Source organism: Actinoplanes cyaneus, from assembly GCF_016862095.1.
Taxonomy (GTDB): Bacteria; Actinomycetota; Actinomycetes; order Mycobacteriales; family Micromonosporaceae; genus Actinoplanes; species Actinoplanes cyaneus.
This window is the reverse complement of the sequence record NZ_BOMH01000136.1, coordinates 1-2,973: the sequence shown is the minus strand read 5'-3', so window position 1 is coordinate 2,973 and position 2,973 is coordinate 1. Positions and strand designations below refer to the sequence as shown.

Here is a 2,973-nt window from a genome sequence, read left to right as displayed (position 1 = left end):
GTGACGCGGACATGTAGTCGAAGTCGTAGGAGGCGGTGAGGTAGCCGCCGGCGTCCTGGACGAAGAACGTGACCACTACCGCGACGATGAGGACGGCGAGCAGCGCGATCCGCTGCGTGAGCAGGATGCGCAGAGCGCGGGCACCGAACGACTCGCCGGTTGCGGCGGAGGTTTCCTTCGGCGCGGCGGGCTGGGCTTCGACGATGGTCACCGGTTCCTCCTGGCGCGGGCACGCAGCAGGTCGGCGCCCACCGCGACGATGATGAACACGCCGACGAACAGGTCGGACAACTGGGACTTCCAGCCGAGCTGAGTGACGCCGGAACTCACCGACTGGACCAGCAGGGCACCGAGCAGCGTGCCGAGGACCGAGCCACGGCCACCCATGATCGAGGTGCCGCCGATGACCACGGCGGCGATGATGGCGAGCTCCTTGCCGGAGCCGACGGACTGGTCGAGCGTGGACGTGCCCTGCGCGATCAGGAAACAGGCCGCCAGGCCGACGAGCACTCCGGTGAGCGTGTAGGCGAGCAGGATCCGGCGCTGCACCCGGACACCGGCCAGGCGCGCGGCGACCGGGTCACCGCCGATGGCGAAGAAGTGCCGGCCGCCCGCGGTGTGCCGCAGGTACCACCAGACCGCCGCGGTGATCAGCACCGTGATCAGGAAGGCGTGCGGGATCCCGAGGGTGCGGCCCTCGGTGCCCCGGCCGAAGAACGCCAGGGTGCCGGGGATGCCGTTGACCGTCGTGGAACCGAAGATGCGCAGGCCGAGGAAGGTGAAAAGGTTCGCCGTGCCGAACGTGATGATGATGGCGTGCACCCGGCCGTAGGCGATCAGCACGCCGTTGATCAGCCCGAGCACGGCACCGGCGGCGACCGAGATCAGCACCGCGACACCGAGGTTCACCCCGGAGCCGACCAGGGCCTTGGCGGTGAGCACCGAGCAGACCATCATCGCGGCGCCGACCGACACGTCGATGCCGCCGGTGATGATGATGATCGTCATGCCGACGCCGACCAGCGCGACCGGCGCCGTGGCGACCAGCAGCGGCTGCAGGGAGCCGGCGGTCAGGAACGCCGGGGTGGTGAGCGCCAGGCCCACCCAGAGCAGGGCGATCACCGCGACCAGGACGAGCTCCTGGCCGGAGACCGGGGCGGGCAGCACCCGGCCACGCGGTCTCGGTGGATCGGTGGCGGCCGGCGGCCGCACAGCGGTGGTCGTCATCCGACCTTCTCCTTCGCTGATTCGTCGTCTTCGCCGGTGTCACCGTCGGCCTCCGGCCCGGCCGCTGCGGTTTCGCCGGAACGTTCCGTCGCGACACCGCTGCCGGAGCTTTCCACCGGGACGCCGCCGGCGGAGTTTTCCACCGCGACGCCGGCGGACTCCTCCGCGAGGTCGTTCCCGGAGCCCGCGGCGGCCGCCAGAAGCTCCACCTGGGTGGCGTCGGGGCCGAACTCGGCCGTCGTGGTGCCGCCGCGGACCACCTGGATGCGGTCGGCGATGCGCAGGGCCTCCGGCAGGTCGGACGTGACGACCAGGACCGCGGTGCCCTCGTCGGCGAGCTCGGTGATGATGCGGTGGATCTCCTCCTTCGCGCCGACATCCACGCCCTGGGTGGGCTCGGCCAGGATCAGCACCTCGGGGCGCTCGACGAGCTGGCGGGCAAGCACCACCTTCTGCGCGTTGCCGCCGGACATGGCGCTGATCGGCTGCCGCTCGTGCGGCGTCTTCACCGCCAGGCGCTTGATCAGGCCGAGCGCGACGTCCCGTTCCCTGCCACGATCGAGCCAGGTGCCGAAGCGGGACAGCTTGCTCAGGTGGCCGGCCGAGATGTTGAAGGCGATCGACTGGAAGCCGAACATGCCCTCCGCCTTGCGGTTCGCCGGCAGCAGCGCGATCCCCAGCCGCTGGGCCTCGCGGGGCGAGCGCGGGTTCACCGGCTTGCCACGCAGTCGCAGGTCCCCGGTGGTGGCGCGGTCGATGCCGTACACGCAGGCGGCGATCTCGGAGACGCCGGAACCGACCAGGCCGTAGAGCGCGACGATCTCGCCGGCCTTCACCTGGACGTCCACGTCGTGGAACTTTCCGGCGCGGCCGAGTCCGCGCAGCTCCAGCACCGCCGGACCGTCGGGGACCGATCGGTGCGGACACTCGTCGGAGAGGATGCCGCCGACCATCAGTTCGGCGATCTTGCGGACGGTGAGGCCGCCGATGCCGTAGGTCCCGATGGTCTGCCCGTCCCGCATGACGGTCACCTCGTCGGCGATGCGGAACAGCTCGTCCAGGCGGTGGGAGATGTAGATGACCGAGACGCCGGTGCTGGTCAGCCGCCGGACGACGTCGAAGAGCACCTCGATCTCGGCGTCGGTGAGGATCGCCGACGGCTCGTCGAGGATCAGCACGCGAGCGTCACCGGCGAGGGCCTTGGCGATGGAGACCTGCTGCTGCTCGGCGATCGAGAGGGTGCCGACCGGTGCGGTGGCGACGTGCGCGGACAGACCCAGCAGGTCGAGGAGCTCGACGACTTTCGCGTTCTGGGCGGCCCAGTCGACCCGTCCGCCCTTCTTGAGCTCGCGGCCGAGGAAGACGTTCTCCGCCACCGTGAGCTCGGCGAAAAGCTGCGGCTCCTGGTAGACGGTGGCGATGCCCAGGGCAAGAGCGTCGGTGGTGGAACGGATGGTCACCGCCGCGCCGTCGAACTCGATCGTGCCGGTGTCCGCCGTCTCCACGCCGGAGACAATCTTGATCATCGTCGACTTGCCGGCGCCGTTCTCACCGACGAGGGCGTGCACCTGCCCCGGTCGTACCGTCAGATCTGCCTGGCGGATGGCGTGGACCGCGCCGAACCGCTTGGCGATGCCGGTCAGCCGCAACCGCGGGGATTCGTCTTCTTCTGCCACTGTGCCTAGCTCTTCCGTTCGGCGGACCCGGGCGTGCCGGGGCTGCATGCTACCCAGCCCCGGCAGGCCG

Annotated in this window: 2 protein-coding genes and 1 pseudogene; all 3 read right to left on the bottom strand. The window is 70.4% G+C overall.

The window, feature by feature from the left end; all coding sequences use genetic code 11:
* Positions 1–211: pseudogene (locus Acy02nite_RS47115) on the bottom strand (hypothetical protein); the annotation flags it as partial.
* On the bottom strand, positions 208–1,227 hold the full coding sequence (locus Acy02nite_RS45975; protein ID WP_239175907.1) for an ABC transporter permease: 1,020 nt from the start codon (positions 1,225–1,227) through the stop codon (positions 208–210). The pseudogene Acy02nite_RS47115 and the gene Acy02nite_RS45975, both read right to left, overlap by 4 nt.
* Complete coding sequence (locus Acy02nite_RS45970; protein ID WP_239175905.1) at positions 1,224–2,903, bottom strand: sugar ABC transporter ATP-binding protein; 1,680 nt, start codon at positions 2,901–2,903, stop codon at positions 1,224–1,226. Before Acy02nite_RS45970 ends, Acy02nite_RS45975 begins: the two co-directional genes overlap by 4 nt.
* Between the last annotated feature and the right edge of the window lie 70 nt (positions 2,904–2,973).

Excerpts from the sequence above, each read along its gene's own strand:
- Acy02nite_RS45975 (WP_239175907.1), bottom strand. The coding sequence starts at position 1,227 with ATGACGACCACCGCTGTGCGGCCGCCGGCCGCCACCGATCCACCGAGA.